This window comes from Aestuariivirga sp., from assembly GCF_041738905.1.
Lineage (GTDB): Bacteria > Pseudomonadota > Alphaproteobacteria > Rhizobiales > Aestuariivirgaceae > Aestuariivirga.
The window spans coordinates 26,210-44,717 of record NZ_JBGSOZ010000207.1 but is presented as its reverse complement, the minus strand read 5'-3'; the positions used below and the strand labels follow the sequence as shown (position 1 = coordinate 44,717).

Annotated in this window: 21 protein-coding genes; 10 read left to right on the top strand and 11 right to left on the bottom strand. The window is 63.1% G+C overall.

Annotated elements, in window-relative coordinates; translation table 11 throughout:
* The first annotated feature begins 28 nt into the window (after positions 1-28).
* Together ACEW8Q_RS20155 and ACEW8Q_RS20150 are read left to right on the top strand one after the other, a co-directional pair.
* Positions 29-1,501: a PLP-dependent aminotransferase family protein gene (locus ACEW8Q_RS20155; RefSeq protein ID WP_373505854.1), complete on the top strand. Its 1,473-nt coding sequence runs from the start codon at positions 29-31 to the stop codon at positions 1,499-1,501.
* A gap of 58 nt (positions 1,502-1,559) precedes the next feature.
* Positions 1,560-2,495 (top strand): DMT family transporter, encoded by a 936-nt coding sequence (locus ACEW8Q_RS20150; RefSeq protein WP_373505853.1) that lies wholly within the window; start codon positions 1,560-1,562, stop codon positions 2,493-2,495.
* Here the strand turns inward: ACEW8Q_RS20150 and ACEW8Q_RS20145 are convergent.
* Positions 2,492-3,238, bottom strand: a complete 747-nt coding sequence (locus tag ACEW8Q_RS20145; protein ID WP_373505852.1) for a hypothetical protein — start codon at positions 3,236-3,238, stop codon at positions 2,492-2,494. The genes ACEW8Q_RS20150 and ACEW8Q_RS20145 overlap by 4 nt on opposite strands.
* A 9-nt stretch (positions 3,239-3,247) precedes the next feature.
* Positions 3,248-3,715, bottom strand: coding sequence for an Lrp/AsnC family transcriptional regulator (locus tag ACEW8Q_RS20140; protein WP_373505851.1), 468 nt, complete (start codon positions 3,713-3,715; stop codon positions 3,248-3,250).
* 123 nt (positions 3,716-3,838) lie between these two features.
* On the opposite strand from ACEW8Q_RS20140, the gene ald reads away from it, so the two are divergent.
* Positions 3,839-4,957, top strand: a complete 1,119-nt coding sequence (ald, locus tag ACEW8Q_RS20135) for an alanine dehydrogenase (RefSeq protein WP_373505850.1) — start codon at positions 3,839-3,841, stop codon at positions 4,955-4,957.
* A gap of 90 nt (positions 4,958-5,047) precedes the next feature.
* Here the strand turns inward: ald and ACEW8Q_RS20130 are convergent, their stop codons facing one another.
* The 4 genes from ACEW8Q_RS20130 to mtgA all read right to left on the bottom strand — a co-directional run bounded on the left by ACEW8Q_RS20130 (position 5,048) and on the right by mtgA (position 8,194).
* Positions 5,048-5,980, bottom strand: coding sequence for a cupin-like domain-containing protein (locus ACEW8Q_RS20130; RefSeq protein WP_373505849.1), 933 nt, complete (start codon positions 5,978-5,980; stop codon positions 5,048-5,050).
* Positions 5,977-7,071: a GNAT family N-acetyltransferase gene (locus tag ACEW8Q_RS20125; protein WP_373505848.1), complete on the bottom strand. Its 1,095-nt coding sequence runs from the start codon at positions 7,069-7,071 to the stop codon at positions 5,977-5,979. The genes ACEW8Q_RS20130 and ACEW8Q_RS20125 overlap by 4 nt, the downstream gene beginning before the upstream one ends.
* A gap of 137 nt (positions 7,072-7,208) precedes the next feature.
* Complete coding sequence (rpmF, locus tag ACEW8Q_RS20120) at positions 7,209-7,394, bottom strand: 50S ribosomal protein L32 (RefSeq protein WP_373505847.1); 186 nt, start codon at positions 7,392-7,394, stop codon at positions 7,209-7,211.
* Positions 7,395-7,465: 71 nt separating this feature from the next.
* Positions 7,466-8,194, bottom strand: coding sequence for a monofunctional biosynthetic peptidoglycan transglycosylase (gene mtgA, locus ACEW8Q_RS20115; protein WP_373505846.1), 729 nt, complete (start codon positions 8,192-8,194; stop codon positions 7,466-7,468).
* A gap of 85 nt (positions 8,195-8,279) precedes the next feature.
* On the opposite strand from mtgA, the gene ACEW8Q_RS20110 reads away from it, so the two are divergent.
* The gene (locus ACEW8Q_RS20110) at positions 8,280-9,164 is read left to right on the top strand and encodes a polyprenyl synthetase family protein (protein ID WP_373505871.1); all 885 of its coding nucleotides are present in this window, start codon (positions 8,280-8,282) and stop codon (positions 9,162-9,164) included.
* Positions 9,165-9,188: 24 nt separating this feature from the next.
* Here the strand turns inward: ACEW8Q_RS20110 and ispG are convergent, their stop codons facing one another.
* From ispG to ACEW8Q_RS20090, 4 genes are read right to left on the bottom strand one after another with little or no spacing between them, the layout of a single operon-like run.
* On the bottom strand, positions 9,189-10,412 hold the full coding sequence (ispG, locus tag ACEW8Q_RS20105) for a flavodoxin-dependent (E)-4-hydroxy-3-methylbut-2-enyl-diphosphate synthase (protein WP_373505845.1): 1,224 nt from the start codon (positions 10,410-10,412) through the stop codon (positions 9,189-9,191).
* Positions 10,413-10,418: 6 nt separating this feature from the next.
* Complete coding sequence (locus tag ACEW8Q_RS20100) at positions 10,419-11,219, bottom strand: iron chelate uptake ABC transporter family permease subunit (protein WP_373505844.1); 801 nt, start codon at positions 11,217-11,219, stop codon at positions 10,419-10,421.
* A 50-nt stretch (positions 11,220-11,269) separates the two neighbouring features.
* Positions 11,270-12,037, bottom strand: coding sequence for an ATP-binding cassette domain-containing protein (locus tag ACEW8Q_RS20095; RefSeq protein ID WP_373505843.1), 768 nt, complete (start codon positions 12,035-12,037; stop codon positions 11,270-11,272).
* Positions 12,034-12,507, bottom strand: coding sequence for a Fur family transcriptional regulator (locus tag ACEW8Q_RS20090; RefSeq protein ID WP_373505842.1), 474 nt, complete (start codon positions 12,505-12,507; stop codon positions 12,034-12,036). The genes ACEW8Q_RS20095 and ACEW8Q_RS20090 overlap by 4 nt, the downstream gene beginning before the upstream one ends.
* Before the next feature lie 62 nt (positions 12,508-12,569).
* On the opposite strand from ACEW8Q_RS20090, the gene ACEW8Q_RS20085 reads away from it, so the two are divergent.
* From ACEW8Q_RS20085 to ACEW8Q_RS20060, 6 genes are all read left to right on the top strand, one after another.
* On the top strand, positions 12,570-12,953 hold the full coding sequence (locus ACEW8Q_RS20085) for a CidA/LrgA family protein (RefSeq protein ID WP_373505841.1): 384 nt from the start codon (positions 12,570-12,572) through the stop codon (positions 12,951-12,953).
* Entirely contained in the window at positions 12,950-13,660 is a 711-nt protein-coding gene (locus tag ACEW8Q_RS20080) for an LrgB family protein (RefSeq protein ID WP_373505840.1), read from the top strand. Before ACEW8Q_RS20085 ends, ACEW8Q_RS20080 begins: the two co-directional genes overlap by 4 nt.
* A gap of 14 nt (positions 13,661-13,674) precedes the next feature.
* Positions 13,675-13,956, top strand: coding sequence for a cupin domain-containing protein (locus ACEW8Q_RS20075; RefSeq protein WP_373505839.1), 282 nt, complete (start codon positions 13,675-13,677; stop codon positions 13,954-13,956).
* A 74-nt stretch (positions 13,957-14,030) separates the two neighbouring features.
* Positions 14,031-14,450: a hypothetical protein gene (locus ACEW8Q_RS20070; RefSeq protein WP_373505838.1), complete on the top strand. Its 420-nt coding sequence runs from the start codon at positions 14,031-14,033 to the stop codon at positions 14,448-14,450.
* Between the two features lie 102 nt (positions 14,451-14,552).
* Positions 14,553-16,331 (top strand): sulfoacetaldehyde acetyltransferase, encoded by a 1,779-nt coding sequence (xsc, locus tag ACEW8Q_RS20065; RefSeq protein WP_373505837.1) that lies wholly within the window; start codon positions 14,553-14,555, stop codon positions 16,329-16,331.
* Between the two features lie 130 nt (positions 16,332-16,461).
* On the top strand, positions 16,462-17,550 hold the full coding sequence (locus tag ACEW8Q_RS20060; protein ID WP_373505836.1) for an acetate/propionate family kinase: 1,089 nt from the start codon (positions 16,462-16,464) through the stop codon (positions 17,548-17,550).
* Here ACEW8Q_RS20060 and ACEW8Q_RS20055 read toward each other — a convergent pair.
* Positions 17,547-18,449 carry a phosphate acyltransferase gene (locus tag ACEW8Q_RS20055; protein ID WP_373505835.1) on the bottom strand — a complete coding sequence of 301 codons (903 nt, stop codon included), beginning with the start codon at positions 18,447-18,449 and terminating at the stop codon, positions 17,547-17,549. The genes ACEW8Q_RS20060 and ACEW8Q_RS20055 overlap by 4 nt on opposite strands.
* Positions 18,450-18,508 lie beyond the last annotated feature (59 nt).

Genomic DNA, 18,508 nt, shown 5'->3' with positions numbered 1-18,508 from the left:
TCCAGAGAACCTCATCCAGGGAACCAAATTGCGCGACTGGCTCGTCCATATCCGCCGGAACGAACACGCAAGCCTCCAGACCCAGATCCGCGAGGCGCTCGTATCGGCCATACTCGACGGACAGCTTGCCCGCGAGGAGCCTATTCCATCCACCCGCAAGATGGCGAAGAGCCTTGGCGTATCCCGCAACACGGTGGTGCTGGCCTACCAGGGCCTGCTCGACGACGGCTACCTGATGGCGCGCGAGCGGTCGGGCTATTACGTTGCGGAAAAAGCACTCGATGCGGTTGTGACGCCGAAGCCCATCGCCAAGCCGAGGTCCGAGGCTGCGGGAAGCGTTGACTGGGCGGCCCGTCTCACCATGGGGCCATCGACACAGGCCAACTTCTCGAAGCCGCTGGACTGGCAGACCTATGCCTATCCGTTCATCTATGGCCAGGTCGATCACACGCTGTTTCCGCTCGCCGAGTGGCGCGACTGCTCACGGCAGGCACTGGGCAAGAAATGGTTGGGCTCGTGGACCAACGACACATGGGCTCACGACGATCCGCTGCTGGTGGAACAGATCCGCCGCCGCATCCTGCCCCGGCGCGGCATCATGGCGGCGGACGACGAGATCCTCGTCACACTGGGCGCCCAGAACGCGCTCTATCTGCTGACCAGCCTGCTCGTGGGACCGAAGACGCGGGTTGCCATGGAGGAGCCGGGTTATCCTGACGTGCGCAACATCTTCCGGCTTCAGACGGAACATGTGTCGCTGATCCCCGTCGATAGCCAGGGCCTGACGCTGACCGAGGAGCTCAACGCGGCGGACGTGGTGTTCACCACGCCCAGCCACCAGTTCCCCACCACGGTTACGATGCCGCTCGAGCGCCGCATGGAGTTGCTGAAGCGGGCGGCGAAACACGACTTCATCATCATCGAAGACGATTACGAGTTCGAGACGAACTATGTGAACGAGCCCTGCCCGGCCTTGAAGTCTCTCGATGACGAAGGCCGCGTGATCTATGTAGGCTCCCTGTCGAAGACGCTGTTTCCCGGCCTGCGGCTGGGATTTCTGGTCGCGCCGAAAGAGATCGTTGCGGAAGCCCGCGCGCTCCGCCGCCTGATGGTGCGGCACGCGCCCAACAACAACCAGCGCACCGCCGCCCTCTTCCTGTCGCTCGGCCATCACGACACGCTGATCCGGCGGCTTCACCGCACTTACCGCACGCGCTGGGAAATCATGGGCGAGGCACTGAGGCAATACATGCCCGATGCCAGCCGCGTGCCGAGCTTCGGCGGCACCAGTTTCTGGGTGAAGGGTCCTGCACATCTCGATAGCGAGGAACTTGGGCGGGCGGCCACAGCCAAGGGCATCCTCATCGAGCCCGGCCGCATCACCTTTGGCGTGCCCGATGCGCCGCGCAATTATTATCGGCTTGCCTTCTCGTCCATCGACGAAAAGAAGATCGAACCCGGCGTAAAGCTTCTGGCCGGCCTCATTTCACCGAAGCCGTAGACCAGCCATGCCGGAGAGGCCCCTAGTCGAAGCAACCGCCGACCGCTAAGCCCCGGCCATGGTGAAGTCCACTGACAACCGACTGCTTGCAATCGTCTGCGTCCTTTCCGGCGTTGGCTTTGCTTCCATTCAGGATGCGGTCGTGAAGTCCATGTCCTCGGGCTATCCTGCCTATGAAACGCTGCTGTTCCGGTGCTTTGCATCCCTGCCGGTGCTGGCCTTCATCATGTGGCGCGCTGGCAATGGCTGGAGCATTGCGACATCGTTGTGGAAGCGAATCCTGCTGCGCGGCGTCATTCTCGGCATCGCCTACATGGGCTTCGTGCTGGCGATTGCCGCGATGCCGATCGCGAATGCTGTGGCGATCTACTTTACCATGCCCTTCTTCGTCGCTGGGCTTGCAGGCCCGCTGCTGGGCGAGCGCGTGCGGCTTCATCGCTGGCTCGCCATCATCGCCGGATTCATCGGTGTGCTGATCATCGTAAGGCCGGGCATCGGCGTGTTCGAGCCCGCGGCCCTGCTCGCGCTGGTCTCAGCCGTGGGCTATGCGGTAGGCCAGATGATCGGAAGGCCGATTTCGCAGGAGGTGCCGCCCATCGTCATCGCCATCTGGCAGAACTTCATTTACATGGCGCTTGGCCTGGCGCTCGCCGTCATTTTCAATGTCTTTGACTTCGGCCCCTTTGAGCACCCCAGCCTCGTGTTCCTGTCGCGGCCTTTCGCCATTCCCACGCTGTTCGATTCTGTATTCCTGTTCGGCCATGGCGTGCTTGCAGCCCTTGCGATGCTGCTCTTCGTCAATGCCTACAAGAATGCCGAGACGAACTTCGTCGCTCCGTTCGAATATTCGGCGATGATCTGGGCCGTGCTTTTCGGCCTGCTGCTGTTTGGCGATTTCCCCGACCTGCCAACTTGGTTCGGCGCTGGCATCGTCGTCACCGCCGGCATCCTGATGATCTACCGCGACCGGCAGCTCGATCGTTCCGTTACCTAGAGTCCGAAACGCCGCCACAGGCGGCCGGCCACGGACTTTTCCGGAAATGAAGCCTCCGCATCGACGCCGCGCCTTGCCCAGATCGTCGCGTACATGTGCATGAAGGGCGATGGCGGCGGTTCACGGTCTTCGAGGAAATAGCCCGGCACGTTCCACCACGCCACCGGATCGACGGCTTCGGGGGGCAGGATGGCGACGCCATGATCGGGATGGTCCAGCATGAGGCGGGACAGCATGTGCGGGCCCGCCTTCTCCCAGTTCCGGTCTTCGGGATTGAGAGCGGACACGGCATCGACGGCACGGTGCCAGAGGTCACCCGGGCGCGGTTCCGGATTCGCTATGAAACAGTTGGTCACCTGCGTCAGGCTTTCGCCTGTGGCCGTTGGTTCGGTGTGGCGAAAGGGCCGGCGCTTCTCGGTCGCGATGAAGGCTGATGACGGAAAGTCCACGGCATCGCCCAGCGCCACCACGTCCATGTCGGACCACACTCCGCCATGTTCCGCCAGAAGCCGGTAGCGAAAGAGGCTGGTGAGCCAGGCCATGTTGCGGTCCGCGCCCTCTTCCATGGGGAGCACATCGGCGGCATCGCGGACAGCGGCATCATAGCCCCGCAGGCTGTCCGGCGTGTAGCTCCACAAGGTGACGCGGTAGCCTTGCAAAAGGAAGCTCGCGAGGCTGAGGCGCGCGAGGCGCGACAGTTCGCCCGAGACCCAGAGCATGTGGACGGGAAGATGTTTCAGCATGTGATGACCTTAAATCGGATAACCGGCCCAGCCCTTGACCGTGCGCAAGGCGAGTGATGACTGGATGCGCTGCACGCCGGGAAGCCGCGAGATGCGCGACCGGTGGATGCGCTCGTAGTCGGTGGCGTCGGTGGCGGTCACGCGGAGCAGATAATCGAACTGACCGCTCATCAGGTGGCATTCAAGAATTTCCGGAACGCGCTGCACGGCCTTCTCGAATTTTTCGAAAGCCTCCTCGGTTTGGGCGGAGAGTGAAACCTCCACGAAGAATTCGTTGGCGAGCCCCAGCGCGGCGCGGTCGAGATTGGCGGTGTAGGATGTGATGACGCCCGCCGCCTCCAGCAGCTTCACGCGGCGGTGGCACGACGATGGCGATAGCCCGGCCTTCGCCGCAAGATCGGCAATGGGCCGCTGTGCATTTTTCTGGAGCTCGGCCAGAATGATCTTGTCCTGTTTGTCGAATTCACGGGATTTCATTCGAACTTCATATCATATCCTAGAATGTCGTTTCAATGCTGCAGTGCTCCCGATCCCTCTTCGGAAATTCATTCGAGGCGATCTGGGGTAGGTTCCTGCCCATCATCCAGGGAGAGAAACCAAATGCTGATCGGCGTTCCGAAAGAGATCAAGAACCACGAGTACCGCGTGGGCATGACGCCCACCTCGGTCAAGGAAGCCGTGCGCAACGGCCACAAGGTGTGGGTTGAGGCGCATGCCGGTGCCGGCATCGGCGCCACCGACGCCGACTACAGCCAGGCCGGTGCCACCATCATTGCCTCGGCTGAAGAGATCTTCGCCAAGGCCGACATGATCGTGAAGGTGAAGGAACCGCAGGCCGTCGAGCGCAAGATGCTGCGCCCCGGCCAGATCCTCTACACTTATCTCCATCTCGCTCCCGATCCGGAGCAGACGAAGGATCTCGTCGCCTCGGGCGCCATCTGCATCGCCTATGAGACCGTGACGTCGGCGCGTGGCGGCCTGCCGCTGCTCGCTCCCATGAGCCAGGTTGCGGGCCGCATGTCGGTGCAGTCGGGCGCTCACTCGCTCGAGAAGGCACAGGGCGGCCGCGGCGTGCTTCTTGGCGGCGTTCCGGGCGTTGCGCCGGGCAAGGTCGTCATCCTCGGCGGCGGCGTGGTTGGCACCAACGCAGCGCAGATCGCGCTTGGCATGGGCGCTGATGTGACCATTCTCGAAAAAAGCACCGACCGCATGGAAGAGCTGATCGCCCGCTTCGGCACGCAGCTCAAGACCATATACTCGACCCAGGGTGCGGTCGAAGACGAATGCGCCACGGCTGATCTCGTCATCGGCGGCGTGCTGATCCCCGGTGCGGCGGCGCCGAAGCTCGTCACGCGCGCCATGCTGAAGGACTGGAAGCCGGGCTCGGTTCTGGTTGACGTCGCCATCGACCAGGGCGGCTGCGCCGAAACGTCGAAGGCCACGACTCATGCCGACCCGACCTATGTGGTCGACGGCGTGATCCATTATTGCGTGGCCAACATGCCGGGCGGCGTGGCCCGCACCTCGACCTATGCCTTGAACAACGTGACGCTGCCCTTCGCGCTCGCCATCGCCAACAAGGGCTGGACGCAAGCGCTGGCAGACGATGCGCACCTGCGCAACGGCCTCAACGTTGCCAATGGCAAGGTCACCTACAAGGCTGTCGCCGACGACCTCGGCTATTCCTACGTGGACGCCACGAAGGCACTGGCTGCCTGATCGGCAATCCAGCCCTCCTGACTTCAAATGCCCGGGCTATGTCCCGGGCATTTTCTTGTGGGGTGGACGATGGCCTGAAAGCCGTGAGAGCTACATCCCCGCCTTTTCGGTCTTCGTCTCGTAGTAATAGTTGGCCTTGCGGCCATAGATCAGCCCACGGAGGATCTTGCGCGCGGTTTCCGACTTTCGCAGCGGATCGATCACCGCGCGCATCAGGTCATGCGCCATCACCTTAGCCGCATCCATGGCGGGCGAGATGCCCGGCGGTTTCTGGGGAAGCCCGAAACGGCGAAGCGTGCCGTTCATCAGCCTGATCTTGTTGAGGCGGTTCACCTCAGGCGTCTTCCAGGTCATGGCCATCGAGATCGAGTAGCTGTCGCCGGTACTCACCCAATGCGGCACCATGTAGGGCATGTGCAGCGCGTCGCCGGGCTTCAGGGCATGCAGCGTGGCGCGGTCTTCGTACCAGCTTTCGTATTTCTGGTTGCGGTGCTTCGATGGCGAAATCTCCATGTTCTCTTCCGAGATCAGCGCCCTGTCCGCATTGTCAAAGGTGCGGACGAACTTGTCGCCACGAATCTGGATGAGGATGTTTTCCTCGGCATCAAGGTGAAAGGGCGTGGTGGCGCGCGCCGATGACACGAAGATAAAACCCTGCAGATCGCTGTAGTCGCCAGGCTTCAAGCCCGCCGCACGATTGGCATCCTCGACGAAGGAGGTGAGCAAGGCCCGGTATTCGGGGTCATGCTCCACCATCTTGATGACCATCCACGCGTTCGCCGTCTCGATGGAGGAGATCACATCCTCCGCCGCCAGGTCGATCTTCGGCACATCTTCCGGGCGGACACCGACGGCCACCTTGCCGGAATTGTATTCGATGCGGTCGCGCGGCATCGACCTTGCCAGTTCCACCAGACGCGGCAACGTGAATAGCGGATGGTCCTTGAGCGCGTGCTGCAGCACGAAGGGGTGTTTCAGGAAGCTTTCGCGCGCGATGCGCGGATCGACGGTCACAAGGCTCATGAGCGGTGCTTTCCAGTCAGTTTGTAATAGAGGTTGCGGGCCGGGACGCGCAGCTTGCGCCGCAACCGTTCGGCCCGAAGGGTCGCGTTGAAGATCATGCCGGACACGGCAGGGGCCGCGATCATCACGTCCGCCACGCGCAGCCTGCCGCGCCACAGGTGATCAATCATCGGATGACCGGGAATGGCGCAGGAATCGGCCAGCGTGACGCCGTCCGCGAAGAGGCCTTCGGTGGCGTGAATGATTAGCTGCACCCCAGGCGAGAAGCGCGCGAGGTCTTCGTCATAGGCTATCTTGCCGAGCCAGGCCTGGCGTTCCTCGACGACCGCAAACATCATGGCAATGGGGCGGCCGTCGAGCGCCAGCTTCCAGAAGCGGAGCTTGCCCGCGGCGGCCAATCCCGCCAGCCCCTCGCGGAGCACGGCGGAAGCCGCGGGATCAGTCTTGAGCGCTGTGCCCTGCCTGCCTTTCCACCCCTGCATCTCGAGGGTCAGAAATTCATCGGCCCAGCGCGCGGCATCGGACTCCGGACACAGTGTCAACGCTTCGAGCCGGCCTTGCTCCGACAGCCGCGACTGAAGGCGGCGATATTCCTTGCGGCGCTTGCGGTCGAAATTTTCCTCGAACCATTTATCGTAGGTTCCCTGTGGCCGGAGCGCGGCGCGGTCCCAGGTCTCGATCACCGCGTGGTGCCCCGAGGCGGCGGCGATCGTCTCCCATAGTACTCCGTCCACGGGGACCGAGTGCAGAATGACCGGGCGGTTCAACCGCCGCAGCAGGGCCATCACGGCGGGCACCGCCATGTAGCGGCCCAGGTGAGGCAGCCCAAAGAAACTCACAGGAGTGGAAAGACTGGCATGATGCGGAAGCGGCAAGAACCGGGATTCCAGCGGAAGCGCCAGTTGCAGGCCTTGCGAATCGCGCACCGTCGCCAGCACCGCCCGCTTGTGGTTCCGGAGGGCGGGCAGCAGGATTTCGGGCGCGTTGTGGCCAGAAGGCACCAGCGCGCGGCGCGCCAGATCCTGCCACTCGGGACCGATTCCAGAATCGGGAGAGGTGAGGTGGACGTCCATGAGAGACCAGTTTGGCACGAGCATCGCTTCGATAGAGCAAAGCCCGGACCAAAGCGTTTATGCCGTGGATGCCTTCGTCCGCACGGTTAACTGTCTACCCGAAATGCAAAAGCCAGCCCGGAGGCTGGCTTTCAGAACTGATGCTAAAGCCTTGATCAGGCTTCGGTCTTGACGGTCAGAACCTGACGGCCCTTGTAAAGGCCGGTCTTCAGGTCGATGTGGTGCGGACGGCGAAGTTCGCCCGACTTCTTGTCCTCGACCCACGTCACGGTCTGCTCGTGGTGGCCCGAACGGCGCATGCCGATGCGGCTCTTGGACATTTTCTTGCGTGGAACGGCCATGTCGAAACTCCATATGGAAAGAGCGCGGGGAACGGCCCACGCCCTTCAGTTGGCGGGGCTTGTAACCCAGGTCAGTCCCCAAGGCAAGTGAGATAGGGCCCCATTCCCGCCATGCGGACCAGAATCCGGTTGGCGATGGATTTCACCCGTTTGGAGGGCTTTCCGGCCTGCCGCTTGATGGGATTGGGCAGCACGGCGGCCAGAAGTGCAGCCTCCCGCCGTGTGAGGTTCTTGGCGGATTTCTTGAAATGGTGGCGGGCAGCCGCCTCGGCGCCATAGACGCCCGGCGCCCATTCCACGATGTTGAGATAGATCTCGATCATCCGCCGCTTCGACCACACGAGATCCATGTAGAGCGCCAGCGGCAGCTCGATCACCTTGCGGATAGCGAAGCGGCCATCCCACAGGAACATGTTCTTGGCGGTCTGCATGGAAATCGTGGAGGCGCCCCGCACAGGCCCCTCGTCATCATCAAATGCATCCTCGATGACCCCCTGGAACTCGGTCCAGTCGACACCCCAGTGCTGGCAAAACCGCGCGTCCTCGGAACTGATCACGGCGCGCGGCAGATGGGGGGAGATCTGGTCGAGGCTCACCCATTGCCGGTCTATGCCATTGCCCGAGAGAGCCCGCAGCAGCATGAGGTTGGAAACCGGCGGCGGCACGACGGTATAGACCAGGGTCAGTACCAAGGGCCACGCCAGCAGAAGGGCGACGGCATAGAAAATCCATCGTACCCAGCGGCGGCGCTTCGAGACGCCGGGTTCGGGCAAGGGACCGATAGATGGCGGGAGCTCCATTGGCTGCGGAGCCTGCGGCATTGCCATCGGCGCTGGTTGAGTTTCGTCTCTCATGTCCCTAACAAGGGGCCATTAGCACAGGAATATTGCCTTGTCCTTTCAGGAAGCCCTGAGCCGCTGTGCGGCTGAAACCGACGCCCTGCTCGACCGCCTGCTGCCGCTCGATGCCTTTCCGGCCCGGCGCGTGACCCAGGCCATGCGCTATGCGGCACTTGGACAGGGCAAGCGGCTGAGGCCATTCCTCGTGGTCGAGTCCTCCGCCCTCTTCGGCGTGCCCCGCAAGCGGGCGCTGCGGGCGGGCGCGGCGCTCGAATGCGTGCATTGCTATTCGCTGGTGCATGATGACCTGCCCGCGATGGACGACGACGATCTCCGGCGCGGCAAGCCCACCGCGCACAGGGCATTCGATGAAGCGACCGCAATCCTCGCGGGCGACGCGCTGCTCACCTATGCCTTCGATATCCTGGCGGACGAGGCGACCCACCCCGATCCGCATGTGCGCCTCAAGCTCGTGTCAGGCCTGTCCAAAGCCGCAGGAGTGGCCGGAATGGTCGGCGGCCAGATGCTCGACATCGAGGCGGAAGCGCGAATCGATTCAGTGCTTTCGGATATCTCGCTCATCCAGTCTCTCAAGACCGGCGCGCTGTTCCGGTATGCTTGCGAGGCAGGTGCGATTCTCGGGCAGGCCGACCCTGCCCCACTCCGCCACTACGCCGACAAGATCGGCCTCGCCTTCCAGATCGCAGACGACATTCTGGATGTGGAATCCACTCCCGAGGCGCTCGGCAAGGCGACGCAGAAGGACAGGATCATGGGCAAGGCGACGTTCGTGGACTTGCTCGGGCTCGCGGAGGCCAAGCGGCGGGCCGCGGCACTGGTGGATGAGGCGATTGCAACACTCACAATCTATAGCGAGCGCGGTGCGGTGCTAGCAGAGGCTGCGAAATTCATCGTGCAGCGGCGCAACTAGTCAATTCCTCCCACGAGGAAGGCGTCAGCCCCAACGGCCCTTGACGTAATCTTCCACGATGTCCTTGAACTGCGCGGAGATGTTCTCACCCCGCAGCGTCATGGCCTTCTTGCCGTCGATGAAGATGGGGGCGGCGGGAAGCTCGCCGGTGCCGGGGAGCGAAATGCCGATGTCGGCGTGTTTCGACTCACCGGGGCCATTGACGATGCAGCCCATGACGGCGAGTTGCAGCGTCTCGAAGCCGGGATAGCTCTCCCGCCAGTCGGGCATGCGCTCACGGACATAAGACTGAATATCCTGCGCCAGTTCCTGGAAGGTGGTCGAGGTCGTGCGGCCGCAGCCGGGGCATGCGATGACCATGGGCGCGAAGCTGCGGATGCCCATGGTCTGCAGGATTTCCTGCGCCACGATCACCTCGCGGGTGCGGTCGCCGCCGGGCTCAGGCGTCAGCGAAATGCGGATGGTGTCGCCGATCCCTTCCTGCAGCAACACGGACAAGGCGGCGGTCGAGGCGACGATGCCTTTCGAGCCCATGCCGGCCTCAGTGAGGCCCAGATGGAGCGCGTAGTCGCAGCGGGATGCCAAGGAACGGTAGACCGCGATCAGGTCCTGCACTTCGGAGCATTTGGCCGAGATGATGATCTTGTCCTTGGCCAGCCCCAGTTCCACGGCGCGTTCCGCCGAGAGCAGGCCCGACTGCACGATCGCCTCATGCATCACCTCGCGCACGTCGAGGGGTTCAGGCGCTTTCGCGTTCCTGTCCATGAGGTCGGTCAGCATGACCTGGTCGAGCGAACCCCAGTTGACGCCGATGCGGACGGGCCGGTCGAATTTCATGGCCGTCTCGATCATCATGGAGAAGTTGCGGTCCTTCTTCTCCTTGAAGCCGACGTTGCCGGGGTTGATGCGGTATTTCGCCAGCGCCTCGGCACAGGCCGGGTGATCGTTCAGGAGCGTATGGCCGTTGTAGTGGAAGTCGCCCACCAGCGGAACGTTGACCCCCATGCGGTCGAGCTTCTCGCGGATATGGGGGACGGCCCTCGCGGCCTCCTCGCGGTCAACCGTGATGCGGACGAGTTCGGAACCGGCGCGGGCGAGTGCCGCCGTCTGGAGGGCGGTTCCCTCGGCATCCGCCGTGTCGGTGTTGGTCATGGACTGGACGGCGATGGGGGCGCCGCCACCCACCGTGACGTGTCCCACTTTCACGGGCACCGAGGCCCGCCGGTTGCTGATCGCTGAATATGCCATGGCTGACTAATTCGCCTGTGGACGCAACAAGGTCAAGACGAAGAGGAAGGCCGCCGACAGAACGATGGCCGGGCCGGTGATGGCATTGGCGAAGGCCGAGAACATCAGCCCCATGACGACCGCCACCGAAGCGAGCCCCGCCGAGACCAGCGCCATGCGCTCGGGCGTTGACGAAAGCCTCCGCGCCGCGGCGGCGGGAATGACCAGAAGGGCGGTGATCAGCAGCAGCCCGACGATTTTCATCGAGATGGCCGTCATCAGGGCGATCAGGAGAATGAAGCCAAGTTCGACGCGCTGGACGTTGACGCCCTCAGCCTGCGCCAGTTCTTCATGGACCGAGATCGCGATCAGGTCGCGCCACAGGAAGGCCAGCACGAATAGCACGGCGGCTCCGCCCAGCCACATCAAGGTCACGTCATTCCAGGTCACGGTGAGAATGTCGCCGAAGAGAAGGTCCATGTGATCGCCCGCCGAGCCCGTGACCATGCCCACGGTGATGAGGCCGAGAGCAAGGGAGGAATGCGACAGGATGCCGAGCAGCGTATCGGTCGCCAGCACGCGCTGCCGCTTCATCACCATCAGCAACAGGGCGACAGCCACGGCGGTGGCCACGGCGCCGAGCGTGAGCGAGAACCCGAGGAGCAGGCCCAGCCCCACGCCGAAGAGGCCCGAATGCGCCAGCGTTTCCCCGAAATAGGCCATGCGCCGCCAGACGATGAAACACCCCACAGGTCCAGCCACCGACGCGATTCCAAGGCCCGCCAGCACGGCGCGCTGGAAGAAGGGTTCGCCAAGAATGTCAAACATTCAGCACACACCCTCCCATCTCCCCTTGCGGGAGAGGGTTGGCAGGCGGCTCAATGCTTGTGGTCGTGATCATGATGATGATGGCTATGGCTTTCATGGTCGTGGTCGTGATGATGGGTATAGGCCGCGATCATGCGGGCCGCCGAGGGGCCGAAGAGCTTGGCGAACTCAGGGTCCTGCTGGACCTTGATGGGTCCTCCCTCGCAGCAGACGTGGCCGTTGAGGCAGACGACGTGGTCACTCTCCGCCATCACCATGTGAAGGTCGTGGCTGACCATGAGAATGCCGCAGCCATGGCGCTTCCGCACGCTGGCGATCAGTTCGTACATCTTCGCCTCGCCCATGAAGTCCACGGCCTGGACTGGCTCATCCAGCACAAGGAGTTCAGGTTTCCGCAGCAGGGCGCGGGCCAGCAGCGCACGTTGCATCTCACCGCCCGAAAGCCTTGCCACACTCGCGTCCTTCAGGTGAGGGATACCGGTCTCGGCCAGCGCTTCGTCGATCTCGTCCTCGCTGGGCTTCAGCGTAAGCGACAAGAGACGCCGCACGTCGAGCGGCACGTTGGGCGTCAGCGGAAAGCGCTGTGGCACATATCCCACGCGAAGATTTTTCGACTTCACGATCTCGCCCGAGGTGAGCGGCTGAAGGCCCAGGAGGCAGCGGACCAGCGTCGACTTGCCGGCGCCATTGGGGCCGATCACGGTCACGATCTCGTTGGGGCGCACGTCGATGTTCACACGGTCAAGGATGCTGCGGCCACCCATCACCAGCGTGGCATCGCGGGCGCTCAGAATGGCATTGGTCACCTTCAGCATCATGCGTTCCCCTGACAGGCCGCACAAAGGCCCGACATTTCAACAACGGTACGGCTGGGACGGAAGCCTTGCGCAGAGGCCGCCTTGATGAGTGTCTCGAATGTCTCGGGCGAGTCGAGTTCTGCGACCAGCCCACATTGCTCGCAAATCAGCATCGCCGCAGGCTGTCCCTCATGGGCGTGGGTGCAGGCCACAAAGGCGTTGCGGCTCTCGATCTTGTGGACAAGGCCATGCGCCTCGAGGAAATCCAGAGCGCGATAGACGGTTATGGGCGCGGGGCGCGGCCCGTGGCCTGCCATGCGCTCGATGATGTCATAGGCGCCCACGGCCGAGTGGCTCTGGGCCACGCAGTTCAGCACATCGCGGCGCTGCCCGGTCAGCCGCGAACCCCGCCGCTCGCAGGTCCGCTCGGCTCTCGACAGAAGGTCGGCGGTGCATTTGGCGTGGTTGTGGTGCGGTTCCGGAAAGGACATGATTGTTACAATATAACATCTCCGGCTGGATTTCCAATGGAACTCACGCTAGGCGTTTTGACATGCTCCATGGAATCGCCGCCCTCCTCGTCTGCCAACTCGCCGGCGAATCGCTGGCGCGCGGGGCCGGGCTTCCCGTGCCTGGGCCTGTCATCGGCCTTCTCCTGCTGCTTGCATGGTTCCTGATCGCCGCGCGATTCAAGGGAGCGGCTCCCGACACCATCGGGGAAACACCAACCGGCCGCGTCTCCCAAACGCTTCTCCAGAACCTCTCGATCCTGTTCGTTCCGGCAGCCGTAGGCGTGGTCGACCAGCTCGGCATTCTTGGCGAACACTGGATCGCACTTTCCCTGTCTCTGGTCATATCCACCATCCTCTCCCTCATGGTCACCGTCTGGGTCTTCGTCCTCGTTGCACGGTGGATGAAACGGGGCGAAGCCTCATGAGGTCCGATCTCTGGGTCTATCTCTCCACCACGCCACTCCTCTGGCTTGCGGTCACCGTCGTCGTCTATGTGATCGCCGATCATCTGGCGCAGCGTTCTGGCCGGCACCCGCTGGTCAATCCGGTGCTGATCTCGGTCATCTTCATCGTCGCGGTCTTGTGGGCAACCTCCACTGCCTACAGCACCTATTTCGAGGGCGCCCAGTTCGTACATTTCCTGCTGGGTCCCGCAATCGTCGCCATCGCCGTGCCGCTCTACCGCAACCTTGCCCGCGTAAAGGCCAATCTGGTGCCGATGCTCGCCGCGCTCGTCGCAGGCGCCGTAACGGCGGCAGGTTCCGCACTTGCGATCGCGGCAGCTTTCGGCGTGCCGCTGGATGTACTGGCCTCGCTCGCGCCGAAGTCGGTCACCGCTGGCGTCGCGATGGGCATCTCCGAAGGCATGGGCGGCATTCCGGCGCTGACAGCGGTTCTCGTCATCACCACTGGCCTCATCGGCGCCGTCATCGTCACGCCGCTCATGAACGTCATGGGCATGACGGACTATGCCGCGCGCGGATTTTCCGCAGGCCTCGCCGCACACGGCATCGGCACAGCGCGGGCTTTCGTTGTCGATGAGGTGGCCGGCACGTTCGCCGGAATTGCAATGGGACTGAACGCCGTGTTGACCGCATTGCTCGCACCCCTCATTCTCTCCTTCTTCCGCTGACAGGAGCTCCACCAATGACCGGCACAGCAACACCAACTGTTTTCATCGACAACGACAAGGTGATCGTCACCGAGTGGCGGTTCGCGCCGGGCGCCAACACCGGCTGGCACAAGCATGGCCATGACTACGTGGTCGTGCCGCTGATGGATGGCAAGGTGCGGCTGGAGACACCCACGGGTCCGGCCCACGCCGAGATGAAGAAGGGCGTTCCGTATTTCCGCCATGCCGGCGTCGAGCATGACGTGATCAATGCCAATGACACGGAATATGCCTTCATTGAAATCGAGCTGAAATAGGCATTCAGTTCGCGTTCAGGCGGCGGGGGCTAGCTTCTCTCCAAGTTCAACGCTTGATGTAAAGAGAGTCTCCCATGCTCCGCTCCGCCCTCGCCGCTTTCGGCCTGCTTCTGGCTGCAACGCCTGCCTTCGCTGTCACCTTCGACGCGAACGATCAGGGACAGATCGAATTCACCATGCCCTCCGGCAATGTGGGCTGCATCTATACGCCCGCGGGCGGGACCGATGTCTACGAACCCATGGGCGGCGGGCCGGAATTGTCCTGCGACCGGGTGGAACCCGCCTATGTGCGCATCATGATGGGGCCAGCCGGAATTCCCAAGCGCTACAATGATGTGGGCGATGCCTCTTGCTGCGGCTCTAACAACGTTTTCGGCTACGGCGAGGTCTGGAAGCACGATGGCTTCCGCTGCACATCTTCCGGGACGGGCCTCATCTGCAAGCGCGGCGGCCATGGCTTCTCGATGAGCCGGAAGGCCGTCAAGGTCTACTGAGGCTCTCTGGCCGGAATCTTCGGGCGGAACTGGTTCTCCCATGGTACCAGTGGCGGGCCTAGTGACAGGGCAACCGCACCCACCGCCGGAAGGATATCCCCCATGAAGATGACGACCGAAGAAGCTTTTGTGAAAGTCCTGCAGATGCATGGCATCGAACATGCCTTCGGGATCATCGGATCGGCCTTCATGCCGATCTCCGATCTCTTCCCAAAGGCGGGCATCACCTTCTGGGACTGCGCGCATGAGGGCTCAGGCGGCATGATGGCGGATGGCTACACGCGGGCCTCCGGCAAGATGTCGATGATGATCGCCCAGAACGGGCCGGGCATCACCAATTTCGTGACGCCGGTGAAGACCGCCTACTGGAACCACACGCCGCTGCTACTGGTGACGCCGCAAGCCGCTAACCGCACCATCGGCCAGGGCGGCTTCCAGGAAGTGGAGCAGATGGCGCTCTACAAGGACATGGTCTGCTACCAGGAAGAGGTGCGCGACGCGAACCGCGTGGCGGAAGTGTTGAACCGCGTCATCATGAACGCCAAGCGCCTCTCTGCACCCGCCCAGATCAACATGCCGCGCGACTACTGGACCCAGGTGATCGACGTCGAACTCCCGGCGATTGTCGATTTCGAGCGCCCCACGGGTGGTGACGAGGCCATCGCCGCGGCAGCGAAGCTGTTGTCTGAGGCGAAGTTCCCAGTGATCCTCAATGGCGCAGGGGTTGTCATCGGCGGGGCCATCCCGGCCTCGAAGAAGCTGGCCGAGAAACTCGATGCGCCGGTTTGCGTCGGCTACCAGCACAATGATGCGTTCCCCGGCTCGCATCCGCTGTTCGCCGGGCCGCTGGGCTACAACGGCTCCAAGGCCGCGATGGAACTCATCAAGCAGGCGGATGTCGTTCTGGCTCTCGGCACGCGGCTTAATCCGTTCTCGACGCTTCCCGGCTATGGCCTCGACTACTGGCCGAAGGACGCAAAGGTCATCCAGGTCGACATCAACCCCAACCGCATCGGCCTCACCAAGAAGGTGGCGGTCGGAATCGTGGGCGACGCGAAGAAGGTGGCGGAAGGCATCCTGTCGAAGCTGTCGCCGTCAGCAGGTGACGCGGGCCGCGCTGACCGCAAGGCGCTGATCGGCAACACCAAGTCGCGCTGGGCCCAGCAGCTTTCCAGCATGGACCACGAGCAGGACGATCCGGGCACCACCTGGAACGAACGTGCCCGGAAAGACAAGCCCGAATGGATGAGCCCCCGCATGGCGTGGCGCGCCATCCAGTCGGCGCTGCCGAAGGATGCGATCATCTCCTCCGACATCGGCAACAACTGCGCCATCGGCAATGCCTACCCGAGCTTTGACGAGGGCCGGAAATATCTCGCTCCCGGCCTGTTCGGCCCCTGCGGCTATGGGCTTCCCTCCATCGTCGGCGCCAAGATCGGTTGCCCCGATGTTCCGGTCGTCGGCTTCGCAGGCGATGGCGCTTTCGGAATCGCGGTGACGGAGCTGACCGCCATCGGCCGCAAGGAATGGCCGCCCATCACCATGGTGGTGTTCCGCAACTATCAATGGGGTGCTGAGAAGCGCAATTCGACGCTGTGGTACGATGACAATTTCGTCGGCACCGAACTCGACACGCAGGTGTCTTACGCCGGCATCGCCAAGGCCTGCGGCCTGCAGGGCGTCGTCGCGCGCACCATGGACGAGTTGCGCGATGCGCTCGCCAAGGCCGTCGAGGACCAGATGAAGCACGGCAAGACCACGCTCATCGAGGCGATGATCAACCAGGAACTGGGCGAGCCCTTCCGCCGCGACGCGATGAAGAAGCCTGTCGCTGTCGCCGGAATCAGCAAGGACGACATGCGGCCCCAGAAGGGGGCTTGAGGGTAGTTCCTTCTCCCCTTGCGGGAGAAGGTGGTGCGAAGCGCCGGATGAGGGGTCGCGCTTGACGGCCCTCACCCGTCATGCTTCGCATGACACCCTCTCCCGCAAGGGGAGAGGGGAAAGTGTGCACATGAAGCTCCTCGTCCTCAATGCCGGTTCATCGTCACTGAAGTTTGCGGTGTTCGGCAAGGATCTGAAACTCGTCCTCAAGGGCCAGGTCTCCGGCATCGGATCGAAGCCACGGCTTGAAGTCGATGGCCAACCGGCGCGCGAGGTGCCGCATGTGACGACGCCGACGGAAGGATTGCTGGTCGCGGCCGAGTGGCTGGCCGACAATGGGCACGAGCCCGCGCGGTTCAATGGCATCGGGCACCGCATCGTGCATGGCGGCACGCAGTATGTGACGCCGGTCGCGGTGAACGATGCCATCCAGCATGATCTTGAAGCGTTGCGCGCTCTGGCTCCGCTGCATCTCCCCTTCGGCCTCGGCGTGCTGCGCGAGATGCGGCGGGTCGCATCGGAAGTACCGAACATCGCGTGCTTCGACACGGCCTTTCACGCAACGCAGCCCGAACTCGCCACGCGGCTGCCGCTTCCGCGCAGCTACTTCGACAAGGGCTATCGCCGCTATGGATTCCATGGCCTGAACTACGAACACGTCGTCGAGGCGCTGCCCGGACTTTCAGGCAAGCCCCTGCCCCGCCGATTGCTTGCGGCGCATCTGGGGTCTGGCGCATCGATGTGCGCGATCTTCGACGGCAAGAGCGTTGCCACCACAATGGGCTTCTCGACCGCCGATGGCCTCGTCATGGGCACGCGCACAGGCTCCATCGATCCCGGTGTTCTGGTGGCGCTCATGCGCGACGAGCATCTCTCGCTCGATCAGCTGGAAGACCTGCTCTATCGCAGGAGCGGCTTGCTTGGGCTTTCCGGAATCTCGCCCGACATGCGCATCCTGCTTGCATCCGACCGCACCGAAGCAATCGAGGCGGTGGACTATTATTGCTACTCCGCCGCGCGGCACGCGGCCTCGCTGGTGCCGGCATTGGGCGGGCTCGATGCCATCGTGTTCACCGGCGGTGTGGGCGAAAACGCGGGGCCTGTGCGCGCCCGCATCCTCACCCACCTGAAATGGCTGAACGTGCCGATGGAACAGGTCTTCGTCGTTCCTGCCAACGAGGAACTCACCATCGCGCGGAACGTGAAGGCGCTGGTTTAGCTCATCGCGAGGAGAAGCGATCCCGTCGCCACGATGTCGTCGACCGTAGCGCCGCGCGACAGGTCCGACACGGGTTTCGCAAAGCCCTGCAGCACGGGGCCCATGGCCTGCGCACCCGCCAGACATTGCATGAGCTTGTACGCGATGTTGCCGGCATCGAGATCGGGGAAGACCAGCACATTGGCACGGCCCGCGACGTCACCCGTGTCCTTCATCTTCTTTGCCGCCACTTTCTCCGACAAAGCCGCATCGCCCTGAAGCTCGCCATCGATCTTGAGGAGCGGGGCCTTTTCCTTGGCGATGCGCAGCGCTTCGATGACCTTGTCGGCATCGGCATGCGTTCCGCTGCCCTTCGTTGAAAACGAGAGCAGCGCGACGCGCGGTTCCTCACCGAGGAACTTTGCTGCACTTGCCGCCGAGGATATGGCAATGTCGGCGAGTTGCGCGGCATCGGGCTGGATGTTGACACCGCAATCGGCGAACACCAGGCGCCGGTCCGGCCATTGCATCAGGAAGAAGCTCGACGGTGTTGCGATCCCCTCGGCGATACCAATCGTCATCAGCGCCGCCTCGATCACGCGCGCGGTTGGATTGGCAGCTCCGGCGAGCATGGCGGAAGCCTCTCCCGCCGCCACCATGGCCCCTGCACGATACAATGGCTTCTTGAGGAGGCGGGCTGCCATGGCGTCATTCATCTTTTCGCGCCGCGCCCGCACGATCGCGATGTGATGCGGCAGGGGGTCTGGAACATCGTCGGCTCCAAAGACAACCGGATCGGCCAGATCGTCACGGCGGAAGATTTCGGCGGCGGCACGAATCCGCTCGTCCTCGCCTTCCGGCATCACAAGCCTCAGTCTTCTGCCCTTGATCCTGACCTTGGCTTCGTCAATCACGCTCATCGCATCACCTTGAGAACTGCAAGTCATGTCAGCAGAACGAGCTGTCTCATTCAATCGCG